This window comes from Microbacterium sp. Y356 (genome assembly GCF_059445355.1).
In genome coordinates this window covers 684,779-710,899 of sequence record NZ_JCAIUE010000001.1, presented here as the reverse complement: position 1 = coordinate 710,899, position 26,121 = coordinate 684,779, and the positions used below count along the sequence as shown (strand labels likewise).

At 64.6% G+C, this 26,121-nt stretch carries 21 protein-coding genes; 8 read left to right on the top strand and 13 right to left on the bottom strand.

What is annotated here, in order from left to right:
* Positions 1-10 precede the first annotated feature (10 nt).
* Positions 11-1,912, bottom strand: a complete 1,902-nt coding sequence (locus AC1C2Q_RS03515; RefSeq protein WP_495448997.1) for an ABC transporter ATP-binding protein — start codon at positions 1,910-1,912, stop codon at positions 11-13.
* 222 nt (positions 1,913-2,134) lie between these two features.
* Here AC1C2Q_RS03515 and AC1C2Q_RS03510 point away from each other — a divergent pair, with 222 nt between their 5' ends.
* The 4 genes from AC1C2Q_RS03510 to AC1C2Q_RS03495 all read left to right on the top strand — a co-directional run bounded on the left by AC1C2Q_RS03510 (position 2,135) and on the right by AC1C2Q_RS03495 (position 12,006).
* Entirely contained in the window at positions 2,135-2,557 is a 423-nt protein-coding gene (locus tag AC1C2Q_RS03510; protein ID WP_495448996.1) for a hypothetical protein, read from the top strand.
* Positions 2,554-5,289 carry a vWA domain-containing protein gene (locus AC1C2Q_RS03505; RefSeq protein ID WP_495448995.1) on the top strand — a complete coding sequence of 912 codons (2,736 nt, stop codon included), beginning with the start codon at positions 2,554-2,556 and terminating at the stop codon, positions 5,287-5,289. The genes AC1C2Q_RS03510 and AC1C2Q_RS03505 overlap by 4 nt, the downstream gene beginning before the upstream one ends.
* A 43-nt stretch (positions 5,290-5,332) precedes the next feature.
* Positions 5,333-8,746, top strand: a complete 3,414-nt coding sequence (locus AC1C2Q_RS03500) for a tubulin-like doman-containing protein (RefSeq protein ID WP_495429652.1) — start codon at positions 5,333-5,335, stop codon at positions 8,744-8,746.
* A 74-nt stretch (positions 8,747-8,820) separates the two neighbouring features.
* Positions 8,821-12,006, top strand: a complete 3,186-nt coding sequence (locus AC1C2Q_RS03495) for a hypothetical protein (protein ID WP_495448994.1) — start codon at positions 8,821-8,823, stop codon at positions 12,004-12,006.
* A gap of 64 nt (positions 12,007-12,070) precedes the next feature.
* On the opposite strand, the gene AC1C2Q_RS03490 is transcribed toward AC1C2Q_RS03495, so the two are convergent.
* Positions 12,071-13,195, bottom strand: a complete 1,125-nt coding sequence (locus AC1C2Q_RS03490) for a PQQ-dependent sugar dehydrogenase (protein WP_495448993.1) — start codon at positions 13,193-13,195, stop codon at positions 12,071-12,073.
* 73 nt (positions 13,196-13,268) lie between these two features.
* The gene (locus tag AC1C2Q_RS03485; RefSeq protein WP_495448992.1) at positions 13,269-14,006 is read right to left on the bottom strand and encodes an SDR family oxidoreductase; all 738 of its coding nucleotides are present in this window, start codon (positions 14,004-14,006) and stop codon (positions 13,269-13,271) included.
* Between the two features lie 85 nt (positions 14,007-14,091).
* On the opposite strand from AC1C2Q_RS03485, the gene AC1C2Q_RS03480 reads away from it, so the two are divergent.
* Complete coding sequence (locus AC1C2Q_RS03480) at positions 14,092-14,700, top strand: TetR/AcrR family transcriptional regulator (protein ID WP_495448991.1); 609 nt, start codon at positions 14,092-14,094, stop codon at positions 14,698-14,700.
* Between the two features lie 29 nt (positions 14,701-14,729).
* On the opposite strand, the gene AC1C2Q_RS03475 is transcribed toward AC1C2Q_RS03480, so the two are convergent.
* The 3 genes from AC1C2Q_RS03475 to AC1C2Q_RS03465 are packed head-to-tail and all read right to left on the bottom strand — an operon-like array spanning position 14,730 to position 15,899.
* Positions 14,730-15,239 carry a hypothetical protein gene (locus AC1C2Q_RS03475; protein WP_495448990.1) on the bottom strand — a complete coding sequence of 170 codons (510 nt, stop codon included), beginning with the start codon at positions 15,237-15,239 and terminating at the stop codon, positions 14,730-14,732.
* Complete coding sequence (locus AC1C2Q_RS03470) at positions 15,236-15,424, bottom strand: hypothetical protein (protein WP_495429645.1); 189 nt, start codon at positions 15,422-15,424, stop codon at positions 15,236-15,238. Before AC1C2Q_RS03470 ends, AC1C2Q_RS03475 begins: the two co-directional genes overlap by 4 nt.
* Before the next feature lie 31 nt (positions 15,425-15,455).
* A complete protein-coding gene (locus AC1C2Q_RS03465) occupies positions 15,456-15,899 on the bottom strand; it encodes a VOC family protein (protein WP_495448989.1) in 444 nt (147 codons plus the stop codon).
* Positions 15,900-16,021: 122 nt separating this feature from the next.
* Between AC1C2Q_RS03465 and AC1C2Q_RS03460 the strand changes: the two genes are divergently transcribed.
* On the top strand, positions 16,022-16,570 hold the full coding sequence (locus AC1C2Q_RS03460) for a CGNR zinc finger domain-containing protein (RefSeq protein ID WP_495448988.1): 549 nt from the start codon (positions 16,022-16,024) through the stop codon (positions 16,568-16,570).
* A 16-nt stretch (positions 16,571-16,586) separates the two neighbouring features.
* On the opposite strand, the gene AC1C2Q_RS03455 is transcribed toward AC1C2Q_RS03460, so the two are convergent.
* The gene (locus tag AC1C2Q_RS03455) at positions 16,587-16,793 is read right to left on the bottom strand and encodes an AsnC family protein (protein WP_495429642.1); all 207 of its coding nucleotides are present in this window, start codon (positions 16,791-16,793) and stop codon (positions 16,587-16,589) included.
* A 131-nt stretch (positions 16,794-16,924) separates the two neighbouring features.
* Between AC1C2Q_RS03455 and AC1C2Q_RS03450 the strand changes: the two genes are divergently transcribed.
* Positions 16,925-17,953 carry a S66 family peptidase gene (locus AC1C2Q_RS03450; protein ID WP_495448987.1) on the top strand — a complete coding sequence of 343 codons (1,029 nt, stop codon included), beginning with the start codon at positions 16,925-16,927 and terminating at the stop codon, positions 17,951-17,953.
* Positions 17,954-17,965: 12 nt separating this feature from the next.
* On the opposite strand, the gene AC1C2Q_RS03445 is transcribed toward AC1C2Q_RS03450, so the two are convergent.
* The 4 genes from AC1C2Q_RS03445 to AC1C2Q_RS03430 form a co-directional block, all read right to left on the bottom strand.
* Positions 17,966-19,702: a glycoside hydrolase family 35 protein gene (locus AC1C2Q_RS03445; protein ID WP_495448986.1), complete on the bottom strand. Its 1,737-nt coding sequence runs from the start codon at positions 19,700-19,702 to the stop codon at positions 17,966-17,968.
* 78 nt (positions 19,703-19,780) lie between these two features.
* Positions 19,781-21,139: an ABC transporter substrate-binding protein gene (locus AC1C2Q_RS03440; RefSeq protein WP_495448985.1), complete on the bottom strand. Its 1,359-nt coding sequence runs from the start codon at positions 21,137-21,139 to the stop codon at positions 19,781-19,783.
* A gap of 61 nt (positions 21,140-21,200) precedes the next feature.
* Complete coding sequence (locus AC1C2Q_RS03435) at positions 21,201-22,046, bottom strand: carbohydrate ABC transporter permease (RefSeq protein WP_495450541.1); 846 nt, start codon at positions 22,044-22,046, stop codon at positions 21,201-21,203.
* 48 nt (positions 22,047-22,094) lie between these two features.
* Positions 22,095-23,012: a carbohydrate ABC transporter permease gene (locus tag AC1C2Q_RS03430; RefSeq protein ID WP_495429637.1), complete on the bottom strand. Its 918-nt coding sequence runs from the start codon at positions 23,010-23,012 to the stop codon at positions 22,095-22,097.
* A gap of 158 nt (positions 23,013-23,170) precedes the next feature.
* Here AC1C2Q_RS03430 and AC1C2Q_RS03425 point away from each other — a divergent pair, with 158 nt between their 5' ends.
* The gene (locus tag AC1C2Q_RS03425; RefSeq protein ID WP_495450540.1) at positions 23,171-24,157 is read left to right on the top strand and encodes a LacI family DNA-binding transcriptional regulator; all 987 of its coding nucleotides are present in this window, start codon (positions 23,171-23,173) and stop codon (positions 24,155-24,157) included.
* 10 nt (positions 24,158-24,167) lie between these two features.
* On the opposite strand, the gene AC1C2Q_RS03420 is transcribed toward AC1C2Q_RS03425, so the two are convergent.
* Positions 24,168-25,397 (bottom strand): alpha-hydroxy acid oxidase, encoded by a 1,230-nt coding sequence (locus tag AC1C2Q_RS03420; protein ID WP_495448984.1) that lies wholly within the window; start codon positions 25,395-25,397, stop codon positions 24,168-24,170.
* On the bottom strand, positions 25,394-26,119 hold the full coding sequence (locus tag AC1C2Q_RS03415) for an ABC transporter ATP-binding protein (RefSeq protein ID WP_495429635.1): 726 nt from the start codon (positions 26,117-26,119) through the stop codon (positions 25,394-25,396). The genes AC1C2Q_RS03420 and AC1C2Q_RS03415 overlap by 4 nt, the downstream gene beginning before the upstream one ends.
* Between the last annotated feature and the right edge of the window lie 2 nt (positions 26,120-26,121).

The window sequence follows — 26,121 nt, the reverse complement described above, 5'->3', positions numbered from 1 at the left end:
ATGTCGGATGCTACGCGAGCAGCTGGTGCCGGGCGAGGTCGCGATACAGCGGTGTGGACTCAATGAGCTCGGAGTGCGTGCCCTGTCCGACCACTTCACCGTCTTGCAACACGATGATCAGATCGCTGTCGACGACTGTGGACAGTCGGTGCGCGATCACGATGAGCGTGCGGTCGGTGGCGACCGCGTCAATGGCCTCGCGCATGCGCTGTTCGTTCACTCCGTCGAGCGAGGACGTCGACTCATCCAGCAGCAGGATCGGTGCCTCGGTGAGCAGCGTCCGAGCGATCGCCAGGCGCTGACGCTCACCGCCGGAGAGCATCACGCCGTCTTCGCCGACGGGAGTCTGCAGACCCAAGGTGCCGCGCTCCAGTACATCGCCGAGGTTCACCGCGCGTAGCACGCGCTCGCAGTCCTCATCTGTGGCATCGGGGGAGGCAAGCCGCAGATTGTCGGCGAGCGTGCCGGCGAGAGTCGGGGCATCCTGTTCCACATAGCCGAAGCGGGCGCGCAGCTCGGCGCGCGGGTAGGTGCGGATGTCGTGACCGTCCAGGCGAATGGAACCGCCGATCGGGTCGTAGAACCGCTCGATCAGTGACAGGATCGTGCTCTTGCCAGCACCGCTAGGACCGACCAGCGCAATACGTGAGCCGCGGGGTACCTCGAAGGAGACGCCTCGGAGAACATCCCGATCGGCGGGCTTGTCGGTGTCCGGCCCGCTCGTCTTGCGCTCGAGATGCGCATCGACGAGAACGGTGTGCGCCTCTGTCTCGGCCGCTTCACGTGCGGCGACAACGACGTCGGGATAGCGGAAGCGGACGTCATGGAAGACGAGGGCGGGCCCTTCGACGGGCTCAGGGGCCGGATCAGAGGCCGACAGGGACGCGGCGATCGAGGCATCCTCCTGGTCTTCGGTGGGAAGATCCAGCACTTCTTGAATGCGACCGAGCGCGCCCAGAGCCTGGTTCACCGAGGTGATGGCGCCGAACGTGGTAGCCAAAGGCATGAGCATCATGAAGAGGAACATGACAAAGGTGATCAGTGAGGGTACCGAGATGGCGCCTGCGGCCACTCGGAATCCACCCACGCCCAGCACCGCCAGCAGCGACAGTTGGAGTGCGACACCAGAGATCGGCACCACGAGAGCGGAGACCTTCGCGATCTGCACGCCAAGTCCGTAGGCCTCACCTGCAAGCTTCGAGACTGACGCCGTCTCTCGTTCGGTGGCGCCAGAAGCACGCACGGTACGGATCGATCCGATGGCGCGTTCTACAGCAGACGCCAGCTCTCCGACCTTGACCTGTTGTGCACTGGAGGCCGAGCGGATGCGTCCACTCAGCAGCACCACGACGCCCAAGGACACCCCGACCACCACAACGATGATGAGCAGCAGGATCGGGTCGATGATGAGCATCGCGATCATTGCGCCGAGGAACAGGACGACGCTGCCGACGGCATCCGCAAGCCCCTGTGTGAGTACGGCGTAGAGCAGCGTCGTGTCTGTGCCCACACGCGAGACGAGATCGCCCGTGCGGCGGGCGTCGAATTCACGGATCGGCAGGTGCAAGATGCGGGCGATGAGCTGGCGGCGGCTGGAGTACACCACCGCGGTGCCGGTGCGCTGCAGCAGATAGTGCTGATAGCCCGAGATCACGGATGACACGATCACGAAACCGGCCAACAGCCACACCAGCATCCCCAGAGCATCGCCTGCCTGAACGGAGAGGATGACCTGTCCGACCAGCAGCGGCTGCACGAGTGAAGTCGCGGCTCCGATGAGGCTGAGAATCGCGACGATGATTAGCGTGCGCTTGTGCTCGAAGAGGAACGGAAGAAGCTGGCGGAACGTGGCGCGCGGACCATCTTGTGGTGCGCCGCGCCCGCGCCGGCGGCTGGTCGCCGTGCGAGACATACGAGACCTCGATCTGAGAAGGGGAGTACTACGACCGTACTTCCTGATCGGCACAGCTCTTGTCAGGTTCCGCGATGAGCGAAGTCTGTGATCGGGAGCACAGGTAACGGCCTCATGATCGGGGCATGGCAGTTTCTGGATAGGCACAGTCAGAGGGCGCCGCTAATGTGTGGAGGACTGTCTAAATGGCACAGCCCGAGCCGGTGTGAGGGGGAAGAAGAGATGACGTCAGCTGCACGTGCGGTGACGCAGCGACCGGCGGTGACACGCGCCGGCCGCGCTAGCGTCGTGCCGCTCATCGTTGGACTCTCCGCCACGGCACTCAGCCTCGTCCTCGCAGCGCTGGTCATCGCGCTCGAGAGTGCTCCAGTGAAGGTGATCTTCGAGATTCCGCTGCCTTTGGTCGTGGCAGAGTCATGGTGGCTCAGCCTGCTCGGTTATCTGCTGACGCCTGTGGTCGTGATCGCCTGCTACGGATGGGATGCCATCGCACAACGGACAGGTATGCGCCGTGACGTGAACTTCTCGCAGCGCACCGGCTACGGCACGGTGCTTCGCTGGACCGTCGCGGTATCCATCCTCATCGGCATCTGGCACATCCTGAACCTCAGCGTTCCGCTCGCGGAAGCGTGGGGGCTGTCATGAGGCGCTCCTTCCGCACTGCAGCGATCACACTGGCGACCCTGCTGCTGACCTCGATGGGGTTGACGTCGTTGAGTTCCGCAGCGATGGCGGCCGACGTACCCGCAACGCCAGGCGTGGTCACCGCCGTCTCCGGCAGCGGTCTCTCCGACAACGGTCAGGCGGCGATCGCCGACCTGCGCGTGTGCCTCGCATCGCAGAACACGCTAAACGTCTACTACCTCGTCGACTCCTCTTACTCGCTCGAGGTCGCCGACAGCGGCGGCCCTGGGTCTGACCCTGACATCGTCCGGGCCTCGATCCTCGGCAACAGCCTCGAGCAGCTCGGCGCGATCCGTGATGACATCTCGGTGAACTGGGCCGCCGGTTTCTTCTCCAGCGACTATTCCGCAGCGGTCGGCTGGCAGCCGTGGAATGATGCGAGCCCGGGCCAGCTAGCCGACACCATCAGGGCCAAGACGCCGGGCGGATACACGAACTGGCCCGCCGCGCTGTCCGGTGCCCAGCGCTCACTTGCGTCGCAGCAGGACACAGCTCCCGGCTGTCAGCTACTCATCTGGCTCACCGACGGGCAACTCGACATCCAAGCCCCAGATGGTCAGCAGCAGGAAGACTTCGACGCCCTCGCGCAGATGTGCAGCGCAAGCGGGGTGTTCAACTCGTTTCGCCAGTCCGGTGTCGTTGTGATCGGGGCCCTACTCGCGGTGGACTCCGCGTCGCAGAGCGCCGCCGCTGACATGCAGTCGCTGGTCGAGGGGACCGCGACCGGCTCGGAGGCGCAGTGCGGGCAGCAGCCGCTGCCGGCATCTCACGTGCACGGAGCGTTCGTCGAGGCATCGGCGCCAGACTCCCTCGCGCAGGTCTTCCTGCAGCTGAGCGCTCAGGTCGAAGGCGGAAACCCACAGCTGCTCGACGCAGACGGCTCGTTCTGGATCGATGAGGGCGTGGCACGTTTCCGCATCATCCTCGCGGGGGACTGGACGCTCACCCCGCCCGAGGGATCGCCCTTGAATTCGGCATCCTCCGGCGCGGAACAGGACTGGGCGACGGTCACGGTGACCGACGGGGCGAGCGTCATCGACGTGCGCACGGACGCCGATTCTCCCGGCAAATGGCAGCTCAAGGCAAGCGATGCTCGTTCGCTCTTCCTGTTCAGCGATCTGCGGATCGTGTTCGAAGACAGCAACAGCATCGAGCTGTCGGCCGACGGATCGGCGTCGTCATCTCTGGATGCGACGGTTGTGGATGCCGAAGGCGACGCGACCGATCTGAGTGTGTTCGGCGAGAACACCTTCTCTGCGTGGTACCTCGATGCGAACGGCGCCCGCGCCGAACTCAGCGGCGCGCGTATCGACGCTGCGACGGGGAAAATATCCATACCGCTGCCTGCTGATCTCACCCTCGCGCAGCTCGTCGTCACCGCATCGATTGACCCGCTCGTGACACGGACGCACCAGTTGGCGCTCGCACCGGTGACGGTGGAGCAGACGATCACGACGGCGCTGCCCAAGCAGTTTCCACGGGTAGCGACGGTGCCAGTGGCGCTCTCCGATCTCGAGTGGGCAAACGGCGAAGCGACAGGCGTCATCACGCTGACCGGTCCGACCGAGGGCGGCGACGGCGTCGTGTGCCTGCCGAACGCCCCGACCGTGGTCAGCGATGCGGGCAACCGTGATGGCTGGCGGTGGAACATCGGTGGTCTTGACGGCGAGCAATGCATCACGGTGCCGATGAACGGTGAGGTCACCGTGGCCATCTCCGCAGCCAACGACACCCCGGCCGACAGCTTCGTTCAGGCGACGGTCCCGGTCGAATTCCGCTCGGCATCCGGTGACGTCCTCACACAGGACATCCCGCTGCAGTTCCGCTCCACGTACCCGGTGAATACCGCAGCTGTGCTGCTGCTGACGCTGGGATTGCTGCTGCTGGGGCTTCTGATCCCCCTCATCATCCTGTGGCTCGTGAACCGGGCAACCACACGCATCGACGTGCCTAAGGACACCCAGCGTGCTGCATTCCCGGTGCGCATCACGGCCGGAGGCGCGCAGGTCACGGCACCTCGGGAGGGTAGCGCGCTCTCGGATGCGTTCCGATTCGGGAAGCCATCGGAGGGTATGCGCACGATTGCGGATGCCGATCTTGGTGTCCTGCGCTCGCGGGTGCCATGGTTCCCGCTGCGCGCGCCATGGTACGAAGTAGTTGCTCCTGCGGGAAGCGCTCTGATCACGGCAAGGGCGGGGCGGACGGCATCCGCGGCCAAGGACTCGAAGGGGCGGCTGCGATTCGCGAAGCTTCCGCTTGATCGATTCTGGGCAGTCGTCGTCAGCGACGCAGAACTGCGCCGGACCGAGCGGGGCGACGACGTGAATGGCACGCTCGTGATCTATCACCGCGCGTCTTCGAGCGACCAGGGCCAGCACGCTCAGCGCATCGGAGAGGTCGAGGCTGACACCAAACTGGCCGAGGCAGTGAACAGGGCACGCGCCGAGCTGCAGGAGCGCACAGCGTCTGCCGGCGCGGCATCCTCTCGCCCAGACCGTCCAGACCGCCCTGACCGCCCAGACCGTCCAGACCGCCCAGATCGTCCTGGTCGGGCTGACGGCGAGGCATCCACTCCGCCACGTCGGAACAACACGGGCAGCGCTCCACCCCCGCGCGGCGATACTGCGCCGCCGGTGGGTACGGGCGTTCCACCACCTCCGCGACCGAGCACTCCTCCGCCACCGCGACCCTGACTGCACACCCGACCGCACGGAACATTGAAAAACAGGAGTCACCATGCTTCGTCCCTTCCTCATCATCGGCGTCGGCGGTTCCGGCGGCAAGACGCTGCGCGGGCTCAAGTACCAGCTCGAACTGAAGCTTCAGCAAGCTGGATGGAGTGGTGGGATCCCGGCTGCGTGGCAGTTCCTGCACTTCGACACGCCCACCGTGCAGGACGGCGTCGACTATCCCGCACCGTTCCTGCCCCCGCAGGAGTACAAGGGCCTAGTGAGCGCCGGCGCAAACTACGACACGGTCTACAAGACGATCGAAGGTGCGCACGCGACTAACCAGGCGGTGCACGCCGACGTTGAGCGTCAACTGCCCGACCCGCGTCGGGTGCGGGTGGATGTCACCAAGGGTGCGGGGCAATTCCGTGCGGTCGGCCGTGCTGTGGCGCTATCGGCAACGAAAGACATCGCGGTCGCGGCCCGCAACGCCATCGCGCGCCTCGGAGATGCGTCTGCGCTTGCGGAGCTGCAGACGCTCGGTCGGGCGCTTCGGGCACGTGATGAGTCGACGAACAACAGTCCGACCGTCATCGTGATTTCCTCTGTCGCAGGTGGTTCAGGTGCGGGGCAGTTCCTTGACATCGTCGAGATCGTGAAGTCGACCGCGCGGCAGTACCCGTGGTCGAACGAGGTGTTCAGCATCCTCTACGCGCCTGACGTCTTTGACCAGCTTGGGGTCACCGCAGGAACTCCGGGGAACGCGCTGGCCGCGATCGCCGAGACCATGAACGGATTCTGGACCGACACCCCGTCGAACTCGACGATCGAGTTGCTGCAGACGCAGGGCGTCACGCCGTCGTACGGTGGCGCGCGGGATCGGGTCGGCGCCGCATATCCGTTCATCGTGGGGCGCAGCAACTCCAAAGTCACCTTCGCCGATCAGAGCGAGGTTTACAGCGCCGTCGCGACGAGCCTGTCCGCCTGGATCACCGATGACCGTGTGCAAGACAGCATCACGGCCTATGCTTCCGGCAACTGGCAGGCGCGGGTCTCGGCGAACGTGCTACCGGACAACACCGGACTCATCAACCCCGGCCAGCACTCACCGGCATTCTCATCGATGGGGTTCGGTCGGGTCACCCTCGGCCGTGACAAGTTCTTCGAGTATTCCGCCGAGCGCCTCGCCCGCTCGGTGATCGACCGGATGCTTTACGCACACACCGAGTCCGACCCGCTGTTCGCGCAGCGCACTGAGGCAGAGTGGATCTCCGTTCGCGCCGATCAGGACTATCAGCTGTTCGTGCGCGAACTGCGTCTGAACGAAGACACCGAAGAGCACAACGACGTCGTCGACAGGCTGCGCGACACGGCACAGCTCGAGTCGCTGAAGAACCGGCTCGCGCACAACATCCTCAACAAGCTCGGCGATCCATCGCAACTCGACAAGAATGGTGGTCTCGACCTCACCACCTGGAGCCAGCGACTTCTGGCCGAGTGGACGGCGCGCGCGCCTGAGCTTCTGCGCGAAGATCACGGTCACCGCCAGGCGCTTATGGAGGATTGGGCCCGCGAGGTGCCGGATGAACTGCTGCACGTGATCGCGCAGCATGTTGCGACGAACGGCCTCCCCGTCGTGACCGAGCTGCTCACGCGTCTCGATCGCACGCTCAAGAGTGCGGCAGACGGCCTCGAGGCCGAAGCACAGCAGCGCGATGAGTGGGTGCAGTCCCTGCCGTCGCTCGTCAGCGAACAGTTGCAGAGTGCGCCGAACCAGCAGTCGATCAGGCCGGATCAGGATGCCGTGATCGGCGCAGTCGAGCGCATCCAACAGGGCTTGGAGTGGGCCTCGGAGTCGCCATTGCGGCGCAGTGCGGCCCAGCTGCTGAACGAGTTGCGTCGAGATTTTCTCGCACCGCTCAGGGTGCATCTGGAGGGTTCGTACGAAGAGCTCTCTCTGCGCGTTAGGGCACGTAAGACCAGCGATGATCGCGACAACGACTACGATTTCTGGCCGAAGCGCGAAGACTCCACTGTGCCGCGGAAGTACACTCCTGCGCCGAACGAACGTCTGCTCATCGAGCAGGATGAGTACCCCAGCGAGTTCGAGCGTTTGGTGCGTGCGACCGTCAGTGAGGGCGCTGGGCGCTTCTCAGATGCGGTGCTCGATGTCATGCGTGAGCTCATCGTGGGCGTAGAGGCGCGCTCGCGCAAGGAAGACGATGCCACGAAGTGGTCACTCGTCGATCAGGCGCGCACCTGGAAGCCGTCTGTCACTGCTGACCCAGAAGCCGCGCGCTCGCCGCAGAGCCCTCGGTTCACGATGGCCACGAGTCCGGAGCGCTATGTCGCCCGTGCTCGACTCTGGATGCGCCGCGAAGGTACGGCATTCAACTCCTATGTCACCGAGGATTTGCGCAGCTTCTTCGATGAGGCCGAGCTTGCCCCTGATGTGTTCGGCCAGCGTCGTGAGAAGTTCCGTGAGCAGCTGCAGGCCGCGCTCGGAGCAAGTGAACCGTTGGTCAAGCTCAACCCGACGCTGCTGCGACTTGTGCACGACAAATCGATCAACGAGGCGACCAGCCTGGTGTTCAGCTCGATCCCGTTCAAGACGGGCACCGAGATGTACGCCGTGACGAAGCAGGTGCTGGGGGCCATGGGCTTCTGGAACGATGCGATCTCCGACTCGTGGTTCCAGGATGCTCGGGTGGAGGGCATCGAGGTCTTCGCGATGAGCGGGTTCCCCTACCAGCCGATCGTCATGGACTCGGTCATGGAGCCGATCGCGCGCGACTGGCTGCGGCAGTCGAACACGCAGGAGAGCCGTGAGGCATTCTGGCGGTTCAAGCGGTCTCGTCTGCTCGGTGAGGCGATCCCCGCCGACCCGACCGTGATCTCGGCGATGATCCGCGGTTGGTACGTCGCCAAGGCGCTGGGTTGGCTCAAAGTCGATCCTGACGGCGGCGAGCGTGGCCCGGGGCTGTCACTGTGGGACCCGGCAGCTCGCCGGTACACCGACTTCCCTCGTCCGCTGCTCGACACGCGTCGCACGCAGCCGTATGACTATCCGGGTGTGGTGATGCAGTCTCTGACGATCGCACTCGCACTGTGCAGCTCGCAGGAGTCACTGGAGCCGCTGCGCCCATATCAAGTCTTGGCGCTGCTCGGCGGAGACGATCTGGAGATGTCGAACACCCTGATGCGCTGGGTGCAGGAGGGCAAGCTCGATCCGGACGCTCCGGTGCCAGATGCCGCACGCGCCGGTGACGTCGCAGCTGGGCTCAACGGTCGCCAGCAGGCGCTGCGGGACTACTTCGCGAGCGAGTACTCCGCTTTCCGATCGCAGGTAGCCGAGCACGATTTCTCGGTGTCGGTGTACGACTACCCGGTCAGCTGGGAGATCCGTCACCAGGTGACGGCCGCACTGCAGAGCCTGTCGTCGTCTGTGATGGCGACGCGGGCCGCGGACAGCGGGGTCTGATCATGCTGCGTTCGTCCTGGCCGGCTGGGAAGGCCAGTGTCATCCTGCTTCCCAGCGGCCGGCAGGGAGAGTCAGTGCTGGAAGTCGCTCGCGAATGGACGCGGATGGGACTTCTTGGCCCTGCACTGTGGGTGCGTCCAGAACAAGTGCGCCGCGCGCGCACCGGGCCGCCGCGGATTGGCGCGACCATCCTCGTGCTCGACCGTGAGCACCGACTGCAGGATGTCGAGGTCGACCTGTTCGAAACGCTGGCGCGCGAGAGTCTCGCGCTCGTGCGATTGGTCAAGTTGCGTTCGGCGGTGCCATCGCGTGAGATCGATGAGGAACAGGATGAGATCGCAGGCCTACTCGAGGCCTACCTCACCAAGGCGATGCCGATGGCGGTACCGACGGCGAACATCGCGGATCAGTCCACCGATCTCTCGCGTATCACGCTGATCTGCGCACCGACGGAGTTCCAGCTGCAGCAGCGGGTGGATTGGGTCGCGTCCGAGTACGGCACAGTCGTTGTGGCTGCTCCGGAGGATCGCTCATCTCCGTGGTCGGGAGATGCCTTCGTTCGCGACAACGATCGCTTCGTCGGCTTTGCGCTGATGCATCTGGCGAGTGTCGCCGGCCTGTGGAGTGGAGCTGGCGTCGGCACATTCGAGCTCATCTCTCGGGAGGCGTCGAGCCAGCAGAGTGTGTGGGTGTCACGTGTATTTCTCAACGCGATCATCACCGAGGCGCTCGGCCGGCGGACCGCGGCTCACGTGCTCGAGCTCGCCAGCCAGGCGGACTCGCTGATCATCGACCCGAGCGTCGGGTCACCGCCATCCGGCACCGCGTTCATCGACGACGAGGCGGTTCCGGCATATGTCGAGCAGATGGTCGAGGCATCCATGGCTCTCGATCAGGGTGCGTTGAGTTTTCACCCGACTGCCCCCGAGGAATCACCCGATCGCGAACGAATCGGCATCGGTGCGCAGATGAAGAGTTTCGGCGCGTTCTGCGTCGACAAGATCAGCGCGATGCCGAAATGGGTGTGGCGCTGGTTGACGTCGCGCACGGCGCGGGCGCTCACCAAACAGCTGCAGTCCGATGATGGTACGCACATCGTCGGGGAGGACTACGACGCGATTCTCGACGCGCGTGACGCGCAACTGATTGCTCGACGCGACGAGATCTTCGAGTCCGAGCGCGTTGCGCGCGCCGCGATGGCTGCACCAGTCGGCATCAGCAGGCTCCGTACGACGCCTCGGCTGTGGGCGCGACTGCGTGAGCTAGTGTTCGGTTCTCTCGACGGCAGCTCCGATCTCTCCGACCTTGGGTTCGCTTCCGTGGAGGAGAAGGTGCCGGTGTTCGGACGCGTGTCTGACGTGTTCCCCTCGCCGGATGAGACGTGGACTGTCGAGGACGGGCCATCGAACCTGTCGCTGCCGATCGATTGGTACGTGCTCGCCCAGGGAGACCCGCGCGGTCACCTGATCAGATGGATGCAGAACGGGCAAGAGTTGGCGGCGCGTGCCGCGGTGGACGCCGCCGGTGATGATCACGCGTTCCGGCTACTGCCCGATCCCGTTGACGAACAGGACGGTGACCAGGAAGTCGACAGTGCTGTCGCCGTGCAATCGGATGCCATCGATGCTCCGGGTGGTCATGCATTCATCACGACCGGCACGGGCGAGACGGTGTCGATCACCGTGGAGCTGCCCGGTGACACCCCTAAAGATGAGTCTGAAGACGACGAAGCTGATGTCGCATCCGCATCCGCTGCCGTGTCTCCGGTCGAGGCTGTGGCGCAGCGCGAGTACCGGGAGCGGATGCAGCGCGAGATGCGCGGGCACTGGGAAGACAGGCGTCGTCGGCGCGACGAGGCCGCGGCCGAAGCGGAAGCCGCGGCAGCTGAGCAGCAACGACGAGAGTCGGGCGTTGCTGACTACGACACCTGGGCCGTCAGCCGTGATCGCTCGTTCGCGTGGCGTCTCTTGTCCCGGCTTGCGGCCGACCGTGCGTCGGCGGGCGAGGCCGTCGCACGGTTCGCACGAGAGATCGAGCAGTTGCGCGTCCCGGTTCCGGGCGAGCTGGTTCGACTGCGCAAGGCGTTCCACCGACGCATGCTCATCGGGTGGTTGGTGACCGCCGTCGTCGCGGCGCTGTTGATTCTGGTGCCGATCTGGATACCTCAGCTGCGCCCGCGCCTGCTCCTCGTCGGTCTCTGGTATCCAGAGGACTGGCTTACGATCGTGGTCGCTGCCGCCGTGGCTGTGCTGCTGACCAGCATTTCCTTGGCGGCTTACCACCGTGGCTGGTCGTCGTTCCAACGTCGGGTGAATCTCACCCATGCGCACCTGCGGCATATCTCGGATGCCTCGCGCAGCGCGCGCCGTGAGCTGGCGCGCCTGACCTCGCTGCACCGCCAGACAGTCGACTGGCTTGATCTGCTGGCGCGTGCGATCCATCACCCGTGGCAGATCCGTCCTGAGTGGCAGGCGAAGCCCGACTACGAGCTAGCGCGCGTGTCGTTGCCCTTCGCGATGAGCGTTGGCACAGTCGTGGAGAGCGACCATGCGGCATCCACGAGGCTCCGACGCATGACGACTGAGCACCTGGTCAGGCGGGGATGGCGTGCGGATGCGTTCCACGATCTTGTGCGCGAGGTCGGGTCGGAGCTCGGTCAGGATGGCACCGCCTTCGGAGTGGGTGCGCTGGACGATGACCTGCCGCACTCTTCGAACAACACGCGAAAGATGCTTCGCGACACGATGCGCCGAGAGTCGGTGCTCACTCGTGTTGCCGCCCCGCGCCTGCGCGCACTGATGACCGAGATTCAGCGCCATGCACTGCACAGCAGCACTCCGCATGTCACGTCGATCGATGACAACCCGCTCGACGCGCTTGCTGCGACGGCAGACCCCGCCGGCATTGATGAGGGCATCGCCTGGGATGATTTCCTGCTTGGGGCACTCGCCGGGCGGCGTCAGCCGGTCACACCGCTGAGCACGAGTTGGCTTGCACAGCGTCAGGTGCAGGAGGGGCATCACGAGCAGGTGACCAGTTACCTGGTGCTGCCGGACCGTCTGGAGGCGCAGCTCGGCTTCCAGGACGATGCCGCAGTCATCACTTCCACGTTCGAGGGCATCGGCAGATCGAGCATCGATCTCGTATGGCGTGCGGATGTCGTCGGTCCGCTTCCGATCGGTGCGATTGGCCTGTGGGATGCGGGGCAGAACCCCGTCATCGTCGAGGCGGATCCAGAGAACTACGGAAGTGGGATCTGATCCGCTGTCGCGACTAGGCGGCTCCGATTCGGCGGGTGGCTACGGTGTCTCCATGGGTGGACTGTCATGATGCCGGTGTGGCGACCCCGATACGGACGATATGGTCATCGCCTGGTCGCGGATCGGCGCCTCCCCATGTGGCACGGTCGGTGTTGGACGTCATGATCCACAGCGCACCGTCGGGAGCGACCTCGACCGTGCGGATGCGGCCGAATTCGCCGACGAGGTGCTCAATCGGCTCGGCCGTTGCAGACGCGCCGTCAACGGGGAGTTGCCAGAGCCTCTGGCCACCCAGGGCACCGATCCACAGCGACCCGGCCGCGTAGGCCACGCCGGAAGGGCTGGCATCATCGGGATGGATGACAGCGATCGGCTGCTCTCCGGAAGACCCTGAGGTGCCTTCGGAGTCGGGCCATCCGTAGTCCGCGCCCGCGCGAAGGACGTTGATTTCATCCCAGGTGCGGTGGCCGAGCTCAGTCGCGTAAGCCGTGCCATCCGGACCGAATGCAATGCCCTGTACGTTGCGATGGCCGCTGGAATAGATGGGTGAGTCGTCGGGGTTTTCGTCGGGGATGGAGCCGTCCAGGGCGATACGGAGGATCTTCCCGTTGAGGGAATCGGCAGTGGCCGCGTTCTCCGGTTCGAACGCGTCGCCCGTGCCGATCCAAAGATGCCCATCGGGACCGATGGCGAGGCGCCCGCCGTGATGTCGATCCGCGGTCTGGATGCCGTCGAGCAGTACGCGATCGACAGCGAGCGAGCCAAAGTCGTCGGCGATCGTGAGCGTCACGATGCGGTTCTGATCTGCCCCGGAGACCGAGGCGAAGACCGTCCGGTCATCAGCGAAGTCGGGCGAGGCGACGATTCCGAGCAGTCCACCCTCTGATGACACGCTCACGTCGGGCACGACGCCAACCGTCTGCGGGTCGCCGCCGTCGGCGGAAATGCGCACGATCTCTCCGGTAATGCGTTCTGACACGAGCGCCGACCCGTCCGGCAGGAACGTGAGCCCCCACGGAGCGTTCAGCCCTGTGGTCAACACCTCGGGCTGTCCGAGAACAGCGATCTCTCCCGCCTCGCCCGAGGGCGTTGACGTCGCGGGAGGAATCATCGGGTCCGGGGAGGGCGGCTGCTCCGAATCGACGGTACAGCCGGCGAGAACCATGGTGACGGTCGCGGTCGCGAGCATCGCTCGGAACCGGGTGCCTCGCGTCGACCTCCGGTTGTAGGACGGGGTCGCGCGATGATCTAGCCGACCCATCTCAGGCAGCTCCACCGTTGACGTAAAGCACTTGCCCGTTCACCCAGCGGGCCGGGCCAGCGAGGAATGCCACCATCTCGGTGATGTCTTCGGGTGTTCCGAGTCGCTCCATGGGGTTCATCGAAGCGATCCGATCGATGGCTTCCTGGGTCTTGCCCTCGAAGAACAGCGGCGTCGCGGTGGGGCCGGGCGCGATGGCGTTGACGGTGATGTCGCGGCCGCGCAGCTCACGCGCCAGAATCAGCGTCAACGCTTCGACTGCTCCTTTAGACGCGGCATAGGCACCATACGTCGGGATCTGCAGGCGTGTCACCGAAGTGGAGAGGTTGATGATCGCGCCGCCTGTACGCACGCGCTGCGCCGCCTGCTGGTCGACCACGAATGTCCCGCGCACGTTGGTGCGCTGGATCTGATCGAAGGTCTGCAGGTCCATTTTGGCGATGGGTGCCAGCGGCATGATGCCCGCTGTGTGCACGACGACGTCGACGCCTCCGAACGCAGATTCTGCGGCGCTGAACACCGCAGCCATCGCGGTTTCGTCAGCCACATCGCCGCCTGCGCTGATTGCGCGTCCACCGGCATCGACGATTTCATTCACGACGCTCTCGGCGCGGTTCTCGTTGCTCGCGTAGTGCACGAGGACGGCGAATCCGTCGACCGCCAAACGCAGGGCGGCGGCGCGTCCGATGCCGCCGGAGCCGCCGGTAACGATGGCGACGCGATCAATGTTGCCTGCCATGAGGGAACCTTCCGTTAGGATATGTACGAGTGATACATTTACTAGGATACGGAATAATGTACACCTTGTCCACAAGGGGATGCTGATGCCTGAAACCACTCTTACCGCCGAGCGTCGAGGCCGGGGGCGCCGTCCGGCGGCGGAAGTGCGAGCTGGCGTGCTCGTTGCGGCCGGGCGGATTCTGTTGCGCGACGGAATCCAGGCCGTGACATTCGAGCGAGTCGCCGCCGAAGCAGGGTCGAGCAAGATGACCCTCTACAAATGGTGGCCGTCGCCGGGTGCGCTGGCGGCCGAGGCCTATTTTGAGCAGAGCGAGCAGATTCTGGAGTTCACCGACACGGGGGATGTGCGAGCGGACGTCCTTGCGCAGCTCACGTCGTTTATCCGTCTGCTGACCGTTGAGGGAGCGGGAAAGCCAGTATCAGAGCTCGTCGGCATGGCCCAGTTGGATTCGGATCTCGCACACGCGTGGTCTGAGCATTATTCTCTTCCTCGACGTGAACGCGCTCGTGTACGCCTGCGCACTGCACAAGAAGCGGGCCAGCTACGCGGTGACGCGGACCTCGATATCATGGTCGATCAGCTGTGGGGGGCGTGCTACCACCGACTGCTCGTGCTCAAAGTACCGCTCGACGACGCTCTGGCGGAGCGCCTCGTAGACCACGCACTCCAAGGATCGGCGCCACGCGTCTAGACGGAAACCTCATTCGTATGCTCGTGGAGTCAGTACCAGCCGTAGTCGACGGCGTATGGTTCCAGATACTGCACGCCAGAGTGCTCATCCATTCCGTTCGAGCTGGCGCCTGAGGAAGCGGTGGTCAAGAGCGCGATGCTGGTGACAAGTGCCACGATCGCCAGGGCTGTCCCGGCCAAGATGGCGACGGGATGCATGTCCTCGGCGAGTTCACCGAAAAGTCGCTTCATCCACCCGCTCCGACCCAGTTCTGGTGCATTGGAAGGCTGTGCGGGTTGGTTGGGTCGAGTGGCGCCCAGGTTCGTCGGGGGCTTCGGCGCCGCCGCACCCTCCTTGATGACTGACGCGGCGAGCACATCCACCTGGCGGGGAGTGAGGCGCTCGAATGCGTCGATAAGACGTATGTTCAGAGCTCCGTCCGAGTCGCGCAGTGTCACCAGGTATCGGGCGATGGCTGCCCGGTCGATATCGGTAAGATCCTGATCGCTGTGGGCAGTGATCGACGGTCCTGTCGGTGCATCGTCATCGCGGCGCATCATGCGACCTGCGTGATCGCGTAGCCGGCGTCAGCGAAGGTATTCGCCATGTGCTCGGCATACCAGTGCGCCCATTCCTCATGGTGCACACCGCCGAGCACTTCTGCTTCATACACTCCGTGCGCTGTCGCGGCCCTCGTCAAGAGGTCCAGAAACAGGAGCTGGCGTGTCTCGTGATCGATGTTCATCGTTATCTCTCTCGGGTCTCGAGTGGCGGGCTCAGCGGCCAGGGGCGCGAGCTACGATCTGCTGCAAGATCCACTCATTGCCGTCGGGGTCATCGAACGACGCGAAAGTCGCATAGCTGTCGCCGGCTGTGCTCGCACCAGGCAGGCGGTGCGCGTCATCGGCCCAGTGGAAAATGCCGTCTTCGTCGTGCCAGAGCTCGCTGATTGGTGCTCCCGATGCCAACAATTCGCGCCGCGCCTCGGCGATATCGGAAGTGATCAGATGAAGTCCACGGGCTGACCCGGGCTGGGCAGTAGTGAGGTTGTCTCCGAAGATGATCGACGCTTCAGAGTCGGGGGGAGTCACCTGTACGACCCGCAGGCCGCGGTCGGTGGCGAAGTCTGCGTCGAGCCTGAATCCGAGTCCTTCGTAGAACGCTTTCGAGCGATCAACGTCAGCGACGGGCAGTACGACGATTTCAAGCTTGAGCTCCATGATTTCCTCCGTTGAACTGGTGTTACCTGTTTGGGCAGTAACGACACTGACAGAGGTTCCGTTACCCGTCAAGGGGGTAACCAAAATTTGGTGGAAAAACTGTCACCGCTTAGAGTGGTGACATGATCCATTCGTTCCCCTGCGGCGACCCGGCCCTCGACTTCGTCGGGACCTGGCAGGCGCGCCGCAAGGAGTCGCCGACGGAAATGCTGGGTACGCCCGCCGATCTCGATGCATGGTTCGTTGAATCCACGCTCGTGCCCAACGGTGTGAGTCCCAATTCTGACGATCTGGCCGCCGCGATCGAGCTGCGAGAAGCGATCTATGCGCTCGTTCTGGCACGGCTCGAACGCCAGGATCTGCCCGCAGATGGCATCACCACCGTGAACGCGTACGCCTCGCACGCACCCCTGCTGCGGGTTCTTCATCAGGGTGGTCGTTCCCAGGAGGGCACCAGCGCAGCCGCGCTGTCTGAGATCGCTCGAGGCGCGATTGACCTGGTCGGCGGATCGGAAGCAGGGCTGCTTCGAGAATGCGCTCGCCCTGAATGCACTCAGGTCTACATTGATCGCTCCAGAGGGCAGCGCCGCGAATGGTGCTCCATGAAGACCTGCGGAAGTCGAGTGAAAGTCGCCGCTTACCGCTCCCGACTGAAGGCTGCCAGCGGGTGAAAGGGCTGGAGGACTGCTAGCTCCGGCCGAACCGGCGATGAGCCGCTTGTTTGCTTACGCCGAGGGCGCTGGCGACGGCCTGCCACGAGTAGCCCGCGTTGCGGGCGCGACGCACCTGGGCTTCCTCGGCGCGAGAGATTTCGCGGCGAAGCTCAGTGAGGCGATGCAACTCGGCGAGTGGTTCGCCCTCCGGGTCGGTGGCGAGTGCGGTGTGTGTGCTCATAAAGTCAATCTACATTGACGCGGACTCGTCGTCAAGCAATGTTGACGCGGGCATAGGACCACCCATCGAACTCGTGATCACTCCGTGAGCGGAGCCCGCGGCCGACCGACGTTATCCGGCAGAATGGTTCGATGCCGTCAAAGCTCGTTCCCGGCGACCGCGTCGCCATCCTGTCGCCCGCATTTGCTGCCCCCGCCGTTGCGCCTGAGTTGCATGAGCAGGCGATGCGCCGGCTCACTGAACTCACCGAATTGATTCCCGTGGAGTATTCGACCACTCGCCAACTCGACGCGAGCCCGGAAGCGCGTGCGGCGGACGTCAATGCCGCCTTCGCTGATCCCACGATTCGGGCGATTCTCGCCACGATCGGCGGCGACGATCAGATCCTCGTCGTGCCACACCTGGATGTTGCCCTCGCACAGGCCGACCCGAAGCCGTTCGTCGGATACAGCGACAACACGAACATCCTGAATTGGCTGTGGCAGCACGATGTCCCAGGCTTCTACGGTGGTTCGACGGCCGTGCACCTGGGCCCCGGCCCTGCCGTCGACGACATTCACCTGCGCTCGCTGCGCACTGCGTTGATGGACGGCGGCCAGCTGGAGTTGACGGAACCTGGCGAATCAGAGGACGTCGGAAGGCGATGGGAAGACCCGAAGGCGCTCACCGAGTACGGCGACCGAGTGCAGACCGAGCCATGGACGTGGTCGGGGCCTGCGACACGAGTCGAAGGACGCACCTGGGGTGGGTGTCTGGAAGGGCTGGATGGTCTGGCGTTCGCGGATCGGCTGCCAGCGGCATCCGAACTTGAGGGCGCGATCCTGATCCTCGAGACGAGCGAGGAACGTCCGCCTGCAGGCTGGGTGGCCCGCTGGCTCCGCGGGCTGGGGGAGCGCGGCATCCTTGCTGCTGCCGCCGGCGTGATCGTCGCGCGTCCGCCGGTGAGCGACTTCGAGTTCCACCCTTCGGCGGATGAGGCGCAGGCGCTGCGTGACGCGCAACGTGATGTTGTCATCGAAACGGTCATGCGGTACAACCCGGATGCCGTGATCTGCATTGGCGTGCCGTTCGGGCACACTCGTCCGCAGTGGATCATCCCGTACGGCGGACGCATCACGTTGGACGGAGCCGCGCGAACAGTCGTCGCCGACTACAGCTGACCGCTGACGCGCTCACTCCTCCAGGTCGCCGAGCAAGAGCCCCGAGACGGTCGTCACGCGTGGCACGAGCAGCTGCTCGAGCTCCAGGACGACGACACGGTTCGCTCCCGCACGCGTCACCGGCGCCGGGACGTACAGCGTCTTCTGCGGACCGTTTCGCCAGTACCGCCCGAGGAAGAAGCCATTCACGAACGCGTAGCCCTTGCCCCAGTCCGACGTGTCGAGGAAGAGATCGGTGCTGCCGGCGAGGAGAAGGTCGGCGACCCACGCCGATGGGGCGGACCCGGCATCCCTTTCGGTCGTGCGCTCAGACACTTCAGTGGCGATCGCGGCGACGTCCAGCGGTGTGCAGCGCCACCCGATCAGCGGCTCACCGTTCAACGTGGGCGTGCCTACAAGCCCCTTTTCCTCGCCCAATCGGTGATCGTAGTTCACGCGGCCCTGATCCTCGACAAGGATGCTGAGGGCGCCGCCGGCCGGGATCGCGATGGCGCGGTCGTGTCGGGTACGGGCGAGAGTACCGACACGCTGGTCGTCCACGCGAACCCAGGCGAGATCGCGGACAGCGTCGACAGCCAGCAGGCTCCCGTCGGAAGGTGAAGGCAGATCGATGTCGTAGCGGACGAGGGCGCTCAGATGTCCGAGAGCATCGAAGGTCACAGGCTGATCGGATGCCACAGCGCTGCCGCCGTCCGTCCACGGGCCAACAGATCGGAGCGGCGTCGTGAGTTCCACGCCGGGTGATGGCACTGTCGGCACCTCAGCCGGTACCGGAGCGTACTTGGCGATCACGTCGCGCAGGGCGAAGTACTTCTCGGTCGGGTTGCCGGCCTCATCCAGCGGGGCGTCGTAGTCGTACGACGTTACCAGCGGCAGATAGCGACCCTTGTGGTTCGCGCCGTTGGTGAGGCCGAAGTTCGTGCCGCCGTGGAACATGTAGATGTTGACGGATGCCCCGGCGGCCAGCAGTGCGTCGAGCTCGGTGGCGGTCGCTGCGACACCGGTGGTGTGGTGGACCCCGCCCCACCAGTCGAACCAGCCGTCCCAGAACTCCGAGCACATCAGCGGGCCGGTCTTCTGGTGCTGCCGGAGTGTTTCGAGGCGCTCTGGCACGCGGGAGCCGAAGGAGCCCGTGCGGTGCAACTCGGGAAGACTGCCGTCGGCCAGCATCTGATCGACTGGTTGATCGACGGTCGTCAGGGGCACGATGATCCCTGACTCCTTCGTGACCCGCACCAGCTCCTCGAGGTATGCCGTGTCTGAACCGTAGGCGCCGTATTCGTTCTCGATCTGCACGAGAACGACGGGTCCGCCGTGCTGGATCTGCCGTGGGGCGACGATGTCGTAGATGCGACGAAGGAACCCCGTCACATCGGCGAGGTAGCCCGGGTCTGAGGTACGCAGCGTGTTCTCGTCGGCGTCGAGCCAGGTGGGCAGGCCCCCGTTGTGCCATTCGGCGCAGATGTAGGGGCCGGGGCGCACGATCGCGTCCATGCCTTCTTCGCGAACAAGGTCGAGGAATCGGCCGAGGTCATTCCAGCCGCTGGCATTCCATTCGCCTCGCCGCGGTTCATGCGCGTTCCAGGCGACATACGTCTCCACCGTATTCAGGCCCATGAGGCGTGCCTTGTGGATGCGGTCCCTCCACTGATCCGGGTGAACCCGGAAGTAGTGAATGGCCCCGGAGATCACGCGGTGCGGCCGACCGTCACGGAGGAAGTCGGTCTCGCCGATGGAAAAGGATGTCACGTGCTGCGCTTTCGATGAAGAGGGGTGAATTGGCGACGGGGAGTCCGGCAGAGCGCCGACCTCCCCGCCATCCGGGTGTTACTTGTTTACGGTGAAGCCCTGCGTGTTGCCGTACTCGACCAGCGCGTCCTGCCAGGCGACGAGGCCCTCGTTCAGGTCTGTGCCGTTCTGGTAAGACTGGCCCACGGTGTCGCCGAAGATGCTGTTCGCGTAGACCTGGTAGGGCAGGTAGCTCCAGCCCTCGACGACCTCATTGGCCGCCGCGGCAAGGACTTCGTTGATCTTCTGGCCGCCGAAGTACTCGGGAGCATCGCTGAGGAACTCTTCGCTGGACAGCTCTGCCGTCGTCGACGGGAACCCGCCGCTCTCAAGGAACGTCGAGATGCTCTCGTCACTGTTGTTCAGCCACTGCAGGAATCCGGCTGCGAGTTCAGGGTTGGCGCTCTGCGTCGTGACGGCCTGTCCGCCACCACCGTTTTCCGCCGTCGCGGGCGTGCCGTCGTACGTCGGCATCGGCGCGACGCGCCAGTCGCCGGAGCCGTCAGGTGCCCCGGTGATGAGGTTGCCGGGCATCCAGGCGCCGATCACGAGGGTTGCGAGGCTGCCGTCGCCGAGGCCACGGAACCACTCATCGCTCCAGCTGCCGTATGGAGCCACGAGGTCTTCCTCGATGAGGCGGTTCCAGTTGTCCGCCCACTTCTTCGACCCGGCATCCTGCAGGTCGAGCGTCACGTTCGTGCCGTCGGTCTGGAAGGGCTGGCCGCCGGCCTGCCAGATCATGCTGGTAGCAAACCCAGCGTCACCGATGTCGTTGGTGATGTACGCGTTCGGGTCGGCGGCGTGGATCGCCTTCGCGGCCTCGTAGTACTCATCCCACGTGGTCGGCACGGCGACACCGGCCGCGTCGAAGACGGTCTTGTTGTAGAACAGGGCCATGGGGCCGGAGTCCTGCGGGAGGCCGTAGATCGCGTCGCCTTCGGTAACGGAATTCCAGGTGGATGCCGTGTAGTCATCCTCGAAATCGGCGAAGCCGTACTGCGAGAGATCGACGAACGCGTCCGTGAGTGCGAACTGCGGGAAGGCGTAGTACTCGATCTGGACGACATCCGGTGCGCCCGAGCCCGCCTTGATCGCGTTCTGCAGCTTCGTGTACTCCTCGTTGTTGGTTCCAGCGTTGACGAGGTTCACCTTGACGTTCGGGTACTCCTTCTCGAACGCAGCGACCTGCGCCTCGGCCGAGGGCGTCCATGACCAGTAGGTGATCTCGCCGCCGGTCTCAAGCGCGGCTTCTACCGAAGCGAGGGAGCCGTCGCCTGCTTCGGTGCCGCCGGCGTCGTTTCCGCCAGCGCTGCATCCGGCGAGGGCCAGTGCGGCCACGGTGCCGGCTGCGAGCACCGAGAGGGTGCGCCGTCCGGCGGGTGAGGGAAGGTGCTTCATTGCTGTGTCCTTTCGGGGTGCGGTCCTTCGGAGGACCGACGTTCTGTGTGGGGGAGCGGTGCTACTGCTTGACGCTTCCCGCGGTGAGTCCTGACTGCCAGAACCGCTGCAGCAGCAGGAAGGCGATGACGATCGGGATGATGGTGAGCAGCGACCCCATGATCACGAGGTTGTAGATCGGTTGGGATCCGGCGCCGATCGCCTGGTTGCTCCACTGATTCAGGCCGACGGTCAGCGGGTACCAGGCCGGGTCGGAGAGCATGATCAGTGGCAGGAAATAGTTGTTCCAGGTCGCGACGACGGTGAACAATGCGACCGTGACGATGCCTGGTGCGAGCAGCCGCATCGAGATCGTGAAGAACGTGCGGAATTCGCCTGCGCCGTCGATGCGGGCAGCTTCGAGCAACTCTGTCGGTATGGATTCGGAAGCGAAGACCCAGATCAGATAGAGACCGAATGGACTGATCAGCGACGGGATGATGACCGCCCACGGGGTGTTCGTGAGCCCCAGTTCACTGAACAAGAGGAATGTCGGTACAGCGAGTGCCGTTCCAGGAACGGCGACCGCACCGAGGACTATCGCGAAGACCGCGCGGCGACCAGGGAAGCGGTACTTGGCGAGACCGTAGCCGGCCATCGTTGCCAGTAGCGTCGCGCCACCGGCGCCGACAACGACATACAGCAGCGTGTTGCCGAGCCATCGGAGGAAGATGCCGTCACCGTATGCGAACGTCGCCGCGAGGTTGTCGAAGAAGGCGAAGTCATCCGAGAACCAGAGGCCGAAGGACGAGAACAAACCGGCCTGTGTCTTTGTCGAGCTGAAGAGCAGCCAGACGAGAGGCACGAGCGTGTAGAGCGCGTAGACGATCATCACGATCAGGAGCGTCTTGGACGACTTTGGGTTCAGTGAGTTGCCGCGTTTGCGGGGCGTACGAGCGATTGTGAGTGCCATGGTCTATCGCACCTCCGCCTTCGAGCCGCGCAGTTGAACGACGTAGGCGATCGCAGCAGTGATGATGCCCATGATGATCGCGATCGTCGCCGCGTAGTTGAACTGCTGCCCGGTGAAGGAAAGGTTGTAGGCATACATGTTCGGGGTGAAGAACGTCGTGATCACGTTCGGGGCGAGGGGGCGGAGGATGTTCGGTTCGTTGAACAGCTGGAAGCTGCCGATGATCGAGAAGATCGTGGCGATAACGAGGGCTCCGCGGACCGAGGGGATCTTGATCGAGAGGATCGTCCGCCAGGCGCCAGCACCGTCGAGGGAGGCCGCTTCGTACATCTCGGTAGGGATGGTCTTGAGCGAAGAGTAAAAGATGAGCATGTTGTAGCCGACGAACTGCCAGGTGACGATGTTGCCGATCGAGACCAGCATCCATTCCTTCGCGAACGGCGTGAGCAGATCGAATCCGAGGAAGTCATTGAAGTTCGCGGTGAGACCGAACTGATCGCCGTAGATGTACCCCCACATCAGGACCGCGACAACCGCGGGCACCGCGTAGGGCAGGAAGATCAGGATGCGGAAGAACGATGCTCCACGCAGTCGAGCGCTGTCCAGCGCAAGGGCGGCGCCGAGTGCGAGGGCGAGCATGATCGGCACCTGCACGACGAGGAAGATCAGGACGCGGCCGAATGCCTCCCAGAACTGCGAGTCGCCGAGTGCGCGCACGTAGTTCTCGAAGCCGACGAATGATGTTCCGCCGACCAGTTTCTCCTGGAAGAAGCTGAGGTAGAGCGCGTATGCGAGCGGGGTGAGGAAGACCAGGGCGAAGACGACCATGAAGGGGCCGACGAAGGCCCAGCCCTTCCAATCGCGTTTCTCGCGGCGGGGGATGGTCGCGGTGGCGAGACCCGTGGTGATACCAGTCGTCATTGACGAGACCTTCTTTGGTTCGTGCGCACTATGCGCGATGTGTCAACGTCAACATATGCGATCCGCTGGTAGTGTGTCAACGTCAACATATGAATGGATGGTTGATCGTGTCCTTCGAATCCTCGGCAGAGCTGCCGCCACGTCGTCGTGAGCCATCGATGGAGGACGTAGCCCGTGAAGCCGGTGTCTCAGGGCAGACCGTCTCACGTGTCGTCAACGCCCGCGGCTACGTCGGCGAGGCGACCAGGGTCAAGGTGAACGCAGCCATGGCGCAGCTCGGCTATCGACCGAACAGCGCGGCCCGCGCCCTCCGTTCGGGGCGTTTCCGTGCAATCGGCGTGATCATGTTCTCGTTCAGCTCATATGGGAACCAGCGCACGCTCGATGCGATCGCCGTCCGCGCGGCGCAGATGGGGTACGCGCTGACGCTGATCCCGGTGGAGTCGAGCGCGCAGGAGACGGTGGTGGGGGCGTTCCATCGGATCGACGAACACGCGGTCGACGGCATCATCATCGTGATCGAAGCACATCAGCTCGACGAGGCCGAGGTAGAGATCCCGGAAGGATTGCCGGTCGTAATCGTCGACTCAGATCGTCGCTCCACCCACCCTTTCGTCGACACCGACCAGGCAGAGGGCGCGCGTCTGGCCACCGAACATTTGCTGGATCTCGGTCACGAGACCGTCTGGCACGTAGCCGGTCCGTTGAAGTCGTACTCTGCTGAGCGCCGTCGTGAGTCCTGGCGGATGACCCTCGAAGAACGCGGACGCCCGGTCCCCGAGGTGATGCAGGGGGACTGGAGTGCGCGATCTGGCCACGAGGCCGGTGTGCGTCTGCGGGACATCGACGGTGTAACGGCCGTGTTCGCTGCAAACGATCAGATGGCGATCGGCCTGGTGCGCGCGTTCCACGAATCGGGCAGGCGGGTGCCGGTCGATGTGAGCGTGGTGGGCTTCGATGGCCTCCCGGATGCCGCGGAACTCTGGCCGCCGTTGACAACCGTGCAACAGCATCCGGAGAAGGTCGGGGCGCTCGCAGTGGATGCACTACTTGCGGAGCTGGACGGCGGGCAGCGGATTCAGACCCCGCTGGTGGGCACCGAACTCATCATCCGCGAAAGCACAGCCGCGCCGCGCGTGCGCTGAATCCGTCCGGTTATGGCCGGCCTAGACTCACTCGACCGCGAAGCTCCGACACGGTCGAGACGCCGGTCAGTTGCATCGTTCGCACGGCTTCTGCGCGCATAATCTCCAGCATTCGGTCGATGCCGCGCTCGCCGCCGGCCATCAGGCCGTACAGGTAGGCGCGCCCGACCATGCAGGCGTCTGCGCCGAGACCGAGCGCAGCGAGCACGTCTGCGCCCGAGAGGATGCCGGTGTCGAGGAAGACCTGCGCCTTGCCGTCGACGGCCGCAGCGACCTCTGGCAGCAGTCGCAGGGGAGTGGGTGCGCGATCGAGCTGCCGTCCACCGTGGTTGGAGACGACGAGTGCATCAGCGCCGGCATCCACCACCTGGCGGGCATCGTCGACGGACTGGATGCCCTTGACGACGAGCTTGCCCTCCCACTGCTCACGGAGCCAGGCGAGATCGGTGAAGTTCAGCGTAGGGTCGAACATCTTCGCGACAAGTTCTGCCACCGTGCCGTCGAACGAGCGCAGGCTCGCGAACTCGATCGGGTCGGTGGTGAGCACGTTGATCCACCAGTTCGGATGCAACGCGAAATCCCACATCGTCTTCAGATTCAGCGACGGTGGAATGGTCAGTCCGTTGCGAGAATCTCGCAACCGGTTTCCGGCGACAGGCGTGTCAACTGTGAGCACGAGGGTGTCGAAGCCGGACGCCCGCGCCTCCTCGATCAACTTCAGCGTGCCCTCGCGGTCCTTCCACAGGTACAGCTGGAACCAGTTGTCGCCAGGGGCTTCCTGCTGCAGCATCCGCGGGGAAGTGGTTCCCATCGTGGACAGGCTGTACGGAATGCCCGCCCGCGCGGCCGCACGTGCGACCGCGATTTCGCCCTCATGGTGCATCATCCGGGTGAAGCCGGTCGGCGCGAGGATGAGTGGGAACGATGCCGGACGACCGAGGATCGTCGTCGAGGTATCGACGACGCCCACATTACGCAGCACCCGTGGCGAGAACTCGACGGACGCGAACGCCGACCGTGCCCGGCGCAAACTCAGCTCGTCCTCTGCGGCGCCGTGCACATAGTCGAACACCGAACGTGGAGTTCTCCGCCGGGCGACGCGGGCGAGATCCTTGACCGTCAGGGCCGCGCGCAGCCGTCGTTCGACGGGGTCGAGCACCGGACGGCGGAACCCGAGCAGCGGGGCGACCGCACTCCACGTGGGAATGCGGCGACGGATCTGCCGCCGTGTCGTGCTCACTTCGTGGTGCCGCCGGTGCCGAGGTATGCCTGGATGATGTCATCATCGGCCAGCAGATCGGATGCCGCACCGGAGCGCACGACAGACCCGTTTTGCAGAATGTGCCCCTCGTCTGCGGCCTGAAGCGCCCGCCGGGCGTTCTGTTCGACCAGAAGCACAGTGGCGCCAGTGGCGCGGATCTCGGAAATCACCTTGAACACCTCATCCACGATCTTGGGCGCCAGCCCCATGGATGGTTCGTCCATCAGCACCAGGCGTGGCTGCGCGAGCATCGCTCTGGCGATCGCAAGCATCTGCTGCTCGCCACCTGAGAGGGACCCGGCCGCCAGAGCGCGGCGTTCGCCGAGCACCGGGAATCGCTGGTACATCTCATCGATCGCCGCTCCTGCGCCGCGGCCGACGGATCGGGCGCCCATCTGCATGTTCTCCGCGATGGTCATCGTCGCCAAGATCTGGCGACCCTCGGGCACCTGTACCAGCCCGCGAGGAACCAGTTTGTGCGAGCGTGTGCGGGTGATGTCATCGCCGTCGTAGGTGATGGTTCCCGATGTCGGACGAACCAGACCGGAGATGGCGTTGATGATCGACGACTTTCCGGCGCCGTTGGCGCCGACGAGTGTCACGAGCGAGCCGGGTGCGACGTCGAAGGAGACGCCGCGCACGGCCTCGACGCGTCCGTACGAGACGACGAGGTCCTTCACGCTGAGGAGTGAATCAGCCATGA

What these genes read in the sequence shown, in the direction of transcription:
- AC1C2Q_RS03515 (WP_495448997.1), bottom strand. Translation starts at nt 1,912, where the DNA reads ATGTCTCGCACGGCGACCAGCCGCCGGCGCGGGCGCGGCGCACCACAA.
- AC1C2Q_RS03510 (WP_495448996.1), top strand. Translation starts at nt 2,135, where the DNA reads ATGACGTCAGCTGCACGTGCGGTGACGCAGCGACCGGCGGTGACACGC.
- AC1C2Q_RS03505 (WP_495448995.1), top strand. Translation starts at nt 2,554, where the DNA reads ATGAGGCGCTCCTTCCGCACTGCAGCGATCACACTGGCGACCCTGCTG.
- AC1C2Q_RS03500 (WP_495429652.1), top strand. Translation starts at nt 5,333, where the DNA reads ATGCTTCGTCCCTTCCTCATCATCGGCGTCGGCGGTTCCGGCGGCAAG.
- AC1C2Q_RS03490 (WP_495448993.1), bottom strand. Translation starts at nt 13,195, where the DNA reads ATGCTCGCGACCGCGACCGTCACCATGGTTCTCGCCGGCTGTACCGTC.
- AC1C2Q_RS03485 (WP_495448992.1), bottom strand. Translation starts at nt 14,006, where the DNA reads ATGGCAGGCAACATTGATCGCGTCGCCATCGTTACCGGCGGCTCCGGC.
- AC1C2Q_RS03480 (WP_495448991.1), top strand. Translation starts at nt 14,092, where the DNA reads ATGCCTGAAACCACTCTTACCGCCGAGCGTCGAGGCCGGGGGCGCCGT.
- AC1C2Q_RS03475 (WP_495448990.1), bottom strand. Translation starts at nt 15,239, where the DNA reads ATGATGCGCCGCGATGACGATGCACCGACAGGACCGTCGATCACTGCC.
- AC1C2Q_RS03470 (WP_495429645.1), bottom strand. Translation starts at nt 15,424, where the DNA reads ATGAACATCGATCACGAGACACGCCAGCTCCTGTTTCTGGACCTCTTG.
- AC1C2Q_RS03465 (WP_495448989.1), bottom strand. Translation starts at nt 15,899, where the DNA reads ATGGAGCTCAAGCTTGAAATCGTCGTACTGCCCGTCGCTGACGTTGAT.
- AC1C2Q_RS03460 (WP_495448988.1), top strand. Translation starts at nt 16,022, where the DNA reads ATGATCCATTCGTTCCCCTGCGGCGACCCGGCCCTCGACTTCGTCGGG.
- AC1C2Q_RS03455 (WP_495429642.1), bottom strand. Translation starts at nt 16,793, where the DNA reads ATGAGCACACACACCGCACTCGCCACCGACCCGGAGGGCGAACCACTC.
- AC1C2Q_RS03450 (WP_495448987.1), top strand. Translation starts at nt 16,925, where the DNA reads ATGCCGTCAAAGCTCGTTCCCGGCGACCGCGTCGCCATCCTGTCGCCC.
- AC1C2Q_RS03440 (WP_495448985.1), bottom strand. Translation starts at nt 21,139, where the DNA reads ATGAAGCACCTTCCCTCACCCGCCGGACGGCGCACCCTCTCGGTGCTC.
- AC1C2Q_RS03430 (WP_495429637.1), bottom strand. Translation starts at nt 23,012, where the DNA reads ATGACGACTGGTATCACCACGGGTCTCGCCACCGCGACCATCCCCCGC.
- AC1C2Q_RS03425 (WP_495450540.1), top strand. Translation starts at nt 23,171, where the DNA reads ATGGAGGACGTAGCCCGTGAAGCCGGTGTCTCAGGGCAGACCGTCTCA.
- AC1C2Q_RS03415 (WP_495429635.1), bottom strand. Translation starts at nt 26,119, where the DNA reads ATGGCTGATTCACTCCTCAGCGTGAAGGACCTCGTCGTCTCGTACGGA.